At 57.7% G+C, this 5,610-nt stretch carries 5 protein-coding genes and 1 pseudogene; 4 read left to right on the plus strand and 2 right to left on the minus strand.

The genetic code is table 11. The features are described 5' to 3' along the window. Both AC1DWM_RS29800 and AC1DWM_RS29805 read right to left on the minus strand, forming a co-directional pair. A partial coding sequence (locus AC1DWM_RS29800; RefSeq protein WP_477796849.1) for a DUF1302 domain-containing protein occupies positions 1-659 on the minus strand: 659 nt, incomplete at its 3' end. A gap of 131 nt (positions 660-790) precedes the next feature. Beyond that, on the minus strand, positions 791-1,357 hold the full coding sequence (locus tag AC1DWM_RS29805) for an RBBP9/YdeN family alpha/beta hydrolase (RefSeq protein WP_223511597.1): 567 nt from the start codon (positions 1,355-1,357) through the stop codon (positions 791-793). 352 nt (positions 1,358-1,709) lie between these two features. On the opposite strand from AC1DWM_RS29805, the gene AC1DWM_RS29810 reads away from it, so the two are divergent. The 4 genes and pseudogenes from AC1DWM_RS29810 to AC1DWM_RS29825 all read left to right on the plus strand — a co-directional run. Next, positions 1,710-2,744, plus strand: coding sequence for an AraC family transcriptional regulator (locus AC1DWM_RS29810; protein WP_223511595.1), 1,035 nt, complete (start codon positions 1,710-1,712; stop codon positions 2,742-2,744). 418 nt (positions 2,745-3,162) lie between these two features. Next, a complete protein-coding gene (locus tag AC1DWM_RS29815; RefSeq protein WP_477796850.1) occupies positions 3,163-3,522 on the plus strand; it encodes a DUF6124 family protein in 360 nt (119 codons plus the stop codon). 194 nt (positions 3,523-3,716) lie between these two features. Continuing rightward, positions 3,717-5,300 (plus strand): phospholipase effector Tle1 domain-containing protein, encoded by a 1,584-nt coding sequence (locus AC1DWM_RS29820; protein WP_477796851.1) that lies wholly within the window; start codon positions 3,717-3,719, stop codon positions 5,298-5,300. Between the two features lie 2 nt (positions 5,301-5,302). Next, positions 5,303-5,610 (plus strand): annotated as a pseudogene (locus AC1DWM_RS29825) (DUF2931 family protein); the annotation flags it as partial.

A 5,610-nucleotide genomic window follows, 5' to 3' on the forward strand; every position in this document is an offset into this window, starting at 1 on the left:
GGCCGTAGCTGATGGCCGTAGCTGATCGAGTGCACCGGGTTGAGAATGGTCTCGCCCCAGAACACGTTGTGCTGACCGGCCTTGGCGCTGAACAAAGACTCCTCGCCCACTTCAGTGCTGTAGAACACGAAAGCATCGAGAATTTCGCCAGACGGACCGGTGTAATAACGCTGGGCGTAGTTGCTCAGGTGCGGGCTACCAAAGCCGACGTTGTCGTTGGTGACGCCGGCCAGGCGTGGGTCGTTAGCGACCAGACCGGACCGTGAGTCATTGCCGTTAACGAACGGGTTGGAGTTGGAACCGGTGTTTTCATAAGCCTTGTCGTACCAGCTGGCAGCACTGACACGAAAGCCCATGGCGTTCTTGTAGACCACGTCCATCTCGGTCAACAGGTCAACACGGTTGGTGATGTTGGTTCCGGACTTGCGGAAGTTGTAGTCGCCATCGTTGTTGTTTGGCGTCCCCAACATGCGCTTGTCGGCGCTTTCGGTGCGTACACCGTAGTTGTACTTGACGGTGTTATCGATACGCGCGGTCCAGTCCGGGTTGCCCGTATCCAGTTCAACCGCCTGGGCGGTCGGCATGGAAGCAGCCAGGATGGCCGAAGCCAGCAAGGTGTAACGCGGAACCGTGAAACCTTGACTCTTATTGTTGTGCATTGCGATGTTTCTCCGCCTTTTTGTATTTGTTTTAAGCGCAGCAGCCCTCACGCAGTCCCTTGTACCAGGGACTTGCGCTTCTCAGGAGTGAGGGCAAATGCCGGTTGGCTAACAGCCAGTCGGCGCCTGAACTATCGGTCCAGTTCCAGGATGAGCGCTTGCGCTTCTGGCCAGTGGCCAAATCCTGCAGCTGGATTGAGATGACCCACTGCGCCAAAATTGCGCAGTTCGGCACCCCAGCCTTGAGCCATGCGAGTGACGGCGTCCAGACTGGCGAGGTGATCATTGGTGCTGCCGGCCACCAGGCTTGGGAACGGCAACGGACCTTGGGGGAGCGGATCCCAGCCATGGGCCCGCAGGGATTCAGAAGTGGGGTAGCCTTGCGGCCAAGTAGCCTCGAGGTCCGGTGGCGCGGCCAGCAGAGCACCCTTGATCGGACGACTGTGCAACGCTGCCCAGTGCGCGACCATCAACACACCGGCACTGTGGGCAACCAGAATCACCGGCCCTTCGATCTGATCCAGTTCGTGCTGGATCGCGCGAACCCGTGCAGCGCAGTCGAGTTTGTCGGTTTCAAGCGGCGGGACGCTGCGTACTTTGCAGAGTCTGGCTTCAAGCAATGTCTGCCAATGCTCGGCCACATGCTCACGCAGGCCCGGCACGATCAAAACGGTTGCGACAGTATTCAGTTTGTCCACGTCAGCACCTACGCTTTCTCGATGACTCTACTGACTCGTTGGTCAGAGATTTTTGTTGTGCTGACATTAAAGACCCCCCACCCCGGGCGCTTTTCATTGGACGTCAGTCACTTTTCTTTTCATGACAAATTTCACGGTGCCGACATGAGGTGCCCGCTGGTCGAAAACCACAGCAGGTTTGCCCAAGGCCACTGTAATCAATACGTGAGCGGATTTATCTCGATGAGACGGGGCGATTAGAGGAAGCAACGGGCGCTCGCCGGCGCTTACGCAACAACTTTCCATTTCATGACGTGCTGGATATAGTCGCCACGCTCATTTCCACCTTAACCGGCCCAGGGAAGACCCACGCATGACCAAGCTTGTTCGCGCCGCCGTCTTGACCAACTACCTGGAGGTCACCCAGTACCTGGGGTTTAACCCGCGCGATGTACTGGCTGCCAGTGGCTTGAGCAGGGCTCAGTTGTTAGCACCGGAACATCGGATTCCCATCGATTCCGCGGTGCGCGTACTGGAAGATTCAGCCGTCGCCAGTGGCTGCCAGAGCTTCGGCCTGAGCATGGCCGAGTCGCGCCACCTCTCGGATTTCGGGGTGGTCAGCCTGCTGCTCACTCACCAGCGTACGCTGCGGGACGCCTTGCAGGTCGTGGTGCATTACCGTCACTTGATGAACGACTCACTGGCGATCTTCATTGAAGAGGCCGGCAAGATGGTGATCATTCGCGAGGAGGTGGTGACCGACACGCCCATGCCCTCCCGGCAAGCCAACGAGCTGGCCATCGGTGTCATGTTCCGTTTGTGCGCGGCCCTGCTCGGTGCGCACTGGCATCCCTACAGCGTCAACTTCACGCACCAGCCTCCGGACAACCTGCAACTGCATCGCCGCCTGTTCGGTTGCACGCTGGAGTTCGGCAGCGAGTTCAACGGCATCGTCTGCCCCAATGCCAGCCTGGACGTGACCAACCCTCATGCCGACCCGGCCATGGCACGTTACGCGCAGGGGTATCTGGACTCGTTGCTGAGCGATGAAGGACCGTCGTTGCTGTTCGAGGTGCGCAAGGCCATTTACGTGCTGCTGCCAATGGGGCGCGCCACCATTGAGCAGATCGCCCAGACCCAGGGCATGAACGTACGGACGCTGCAACGTCGCCTCAAAGATGACGGCTGCGCCTTCAACGATCTGATCAACGACGTGCGCCGCGATCTGGTCCTGCGTTACCTGGACAATCCGAATTATTCGCTGGGGCGCATCGCCGACATGCTCGGGTATTCCATGGCGAGCTCCTTCACACGCTGGTTCATCACCCAGTTCGGCATGCCGCCCGCCACTTGGCGCGCACAAAAGCAAACCACCTCAAAACCCGTCTCTGGTCACAACGAATCCTGAGCCAGCCAAATCTTCGAGTTCCCACCCTGGGGACTTGGGGTATTAAACATCGCCCGAAAGGGGTTGTTTAAAACCCTTCCAGGTTACGTCCTGAAAGCCACAAAACCTTGCGCCGTTGCCTACGGCTACGCCAGAATCCGCCGGCTTGTGCGCCTTGGGGCCGCTCGGTAACTTGATTCGTGTCACTGCCCATCAGTGATCGGGTTTCGCAGCCCGGGTAATCTCTAGACGCACAACGTCTACCGTCCATGAACAGATGCTTCGTCAGGTCTGTCTCTATTGTCATGGCGGCTGTGCGTGGGAGACCTTCGGGTCTGCCGGGTTCCTAGAGTCCTGGTCTGCGAACCCGCGTACAGTTGCCACCTTATTTTCGTTTCGCAGCGAATCGTGGCAGCTCCATATCTCTAGGAGCTTCACCATGTTCAAAGTAACGCCTAATCCGCCAGACACCGATCCGGCTTCCCCGTACGAACCCGATTCAAAAAAACTCAACGAGGCCGCCGAGTGCGCGCTCAACTTCCACTTCCCGTCGAATGCCGACATCAAAGCCACCGCGCGTAAACCCAGCAAACTGTTTGCCGTGGACCCGGAGGCGACAGCCGAAACCCTGGCGGTTTTCTTGGTCGAGACGCTGGCCTCGGTGGATGTAATGGTCCATCACTTGGTCGATCATCTAGAGGGCGAGTCGCGCCACGCCCTGCTGGGTATCTCCAACAGCATCATGGTGGCGGAGATTACGGCGAACCGGGTGCTGGATAAAATCGAGCCACCCGCGTAACCGCTCCCCCCACACTGTTCATTGCCTGAAGCCTTTTCTGACAGCTCCAGGCTTCAAGCATCCCATCCCGTTCCTACAAGCGATCAGGCTGCGACTGGCAGCGTTGCCCATCCCCCAGAGCGCATCGTTTTTCCCTGACACCAATCATTCGATTTGGCGCCCAGGGAAGGGCTTTGCGCTCGAGGGATGCATCCATGAAAAAGAGCTCTGGGGGTTGCCAATGTGACGTTTGCCGCCCACGCGGCCCGCGACCGGACCAGGCAGCGGAACAACGCAAGTACGACGAAGCGATGGCCCGACAACGGGCAAGGGAAGAGGCGCTCAACGCGGCCTGGGAAGACAAGGAAGCACGCGAAGAAGCCTCGCGGGTGAAGATCACTCTGCGTATCGGGGTGTTTTTCGATGGCACTGGCAACAACCCGTTCAATGTCGAGATGGGACGAAAGTGCGGCGCTCATCATCCGGTGTCCGAGCAGGATATGGATGGGAGTTGCAAGCCGTACATGCAAGACCCCGACAGTAGTTATGGAGGGGAAGTGACGAATGTTAAGCGGTTGTATGAGTTGTACTTGGAGTCGACAGCACAAGAAATTATTCAGAAGAAACTGGCATTCGATAAGGTCTACATCGAAGGCATTGGCACAACGGCTGGCGAGCAAGACAGCCTACTCGGTGCGGCATTTGGCCGAGGAGATACAGGTATCGAAGCACGGGTGAATCTCGCGTTCGATCTGATCAAACAACGATTACGCACCTTTCATAGTCGCAACCCAAACATCCAGATTCAGCGCCTGATCTTCGATGTCTTTGGCTTCAGCCGTGGTGCGGCCGCCGCCCGACATTTCGCCTGCTTGTGCCTGAACAGGTCCGACAATGCGCTCAGGGAAACCCTGAACCTGCCGGACAGCCTGTTTGCCCGAGGGTTCAGCAAGGTGTTTGGTGAAGGGGTCAACACCGGATTTATCGGCCTGTTCGACACTGTCGCGTCTGTGGGCGGCCTGAGTAACCTGGGTTATGTGCGCAGCCCGGCAGCCCCTGGGGTCAAGTTGTATTTGATGCCGCGCTTCTTTCCCAATGTTGTGCAACTGGTGGCACGAGACGAGTACCGCGCCAATTTCGCCCTCAACAGCGTCAGCCCGGATCATTCGGAAATCAGCCTGCCGGGCGTTCACTCGGATATCGGCGGTGGTTACCGCGATGACATCGAAGAGTGCGTGTTACTCAGCCCTATGCAGGCCTTGGAGGTTGGCGAATTTACAAACGTAAAAACCACCTCGATCTACCGCGAAGCCCAACAGGAACGGGCGAAATGGCACGCCAAGGGTTGGCCACTGGAGATGCTGGAACTGACCACCCCTGCCCCGGTAACGCTGCGGCCTGAACCAAGAGAGCAACATGCGCCGAAACAAAAGCGCGTATTTGTCGGCTTGCAGCTACGGCGCAAGATCGGCGCTGGATTGTCGCTGGTGTATTTGCGGGTGATGTATGAGGCGGCGAAAAAACACGGCTGTGAGTTCTTACCCATACCAGACGAGCCGGAAACCGCGTTGCCGGACGACTTGAATAGTCTTTGTGAGCGATTCGTCGCCGGTGACTACAGCATTAGTTCGAGTGAGGAGCAATTACTGAAGCTGCACTACATCCATCAGTCAGCGCACTGGAACCCGACCTTTCTCTCGGGACCACGCGCCACCACATTTCAACTGGCCTATGCCAATGTCCCGACGGCGGATGCCGTACGGGTGCACCACCCTCATGTACCGGAATGGACGCTGTAACCATGAAAATACTGTTCTCACTTGTAGTGTTTTTATCGATAGGTGCCTGCCAGGCCGTCGACCCACTGTCAGCTAAAAACGACCCCAAAACACGGTGGTGGTACATCGGTTTTACCGAACCTGCCCACATGACGGTGTGGGTCGAGACCTCGGCAGTCGAAGACATCAATGGTCGGATATTTCACTCTGTCGCATCGGGTGCAGCCGCAAGAAGTGATCATGAAGATGGAACCGAAAATGCGCGGGGTTGGGTGGGTATTGGCGGTGCCGGCATGCCAGTGCTGGGCGCAGACCTGCCGAAACGCATCTT

Source organism: Pseudomonas sp. P4_C8, assembly GCF_056401975.1.

Bases quoted from the DNA above. Each gene is read 5' to 3' on its own strand.
- AC1DWM_RS29810 (WP_223511595.1), top strand. From the start codon at position 1,710: ATGACCAAGCTTGTTCGCGCCGCCGTCTTGACCAACTACCTGGAGGTC.
- AC1DWM_RS29815 (WP_477796850.1), top strand. From the start codon at position 3,163: ATGTTCAAAGTAACGCCTAATCCGCCAGACACCGATCCGGCTTCCCCG.
- AC1DWM_RS29820 (WP_477796851.1), top strand. From the start codon at position 3,717: ATGAAAAAGAGCTCTGGGGGTTGCCAATGTGACGTTTGCCGCCCACGC.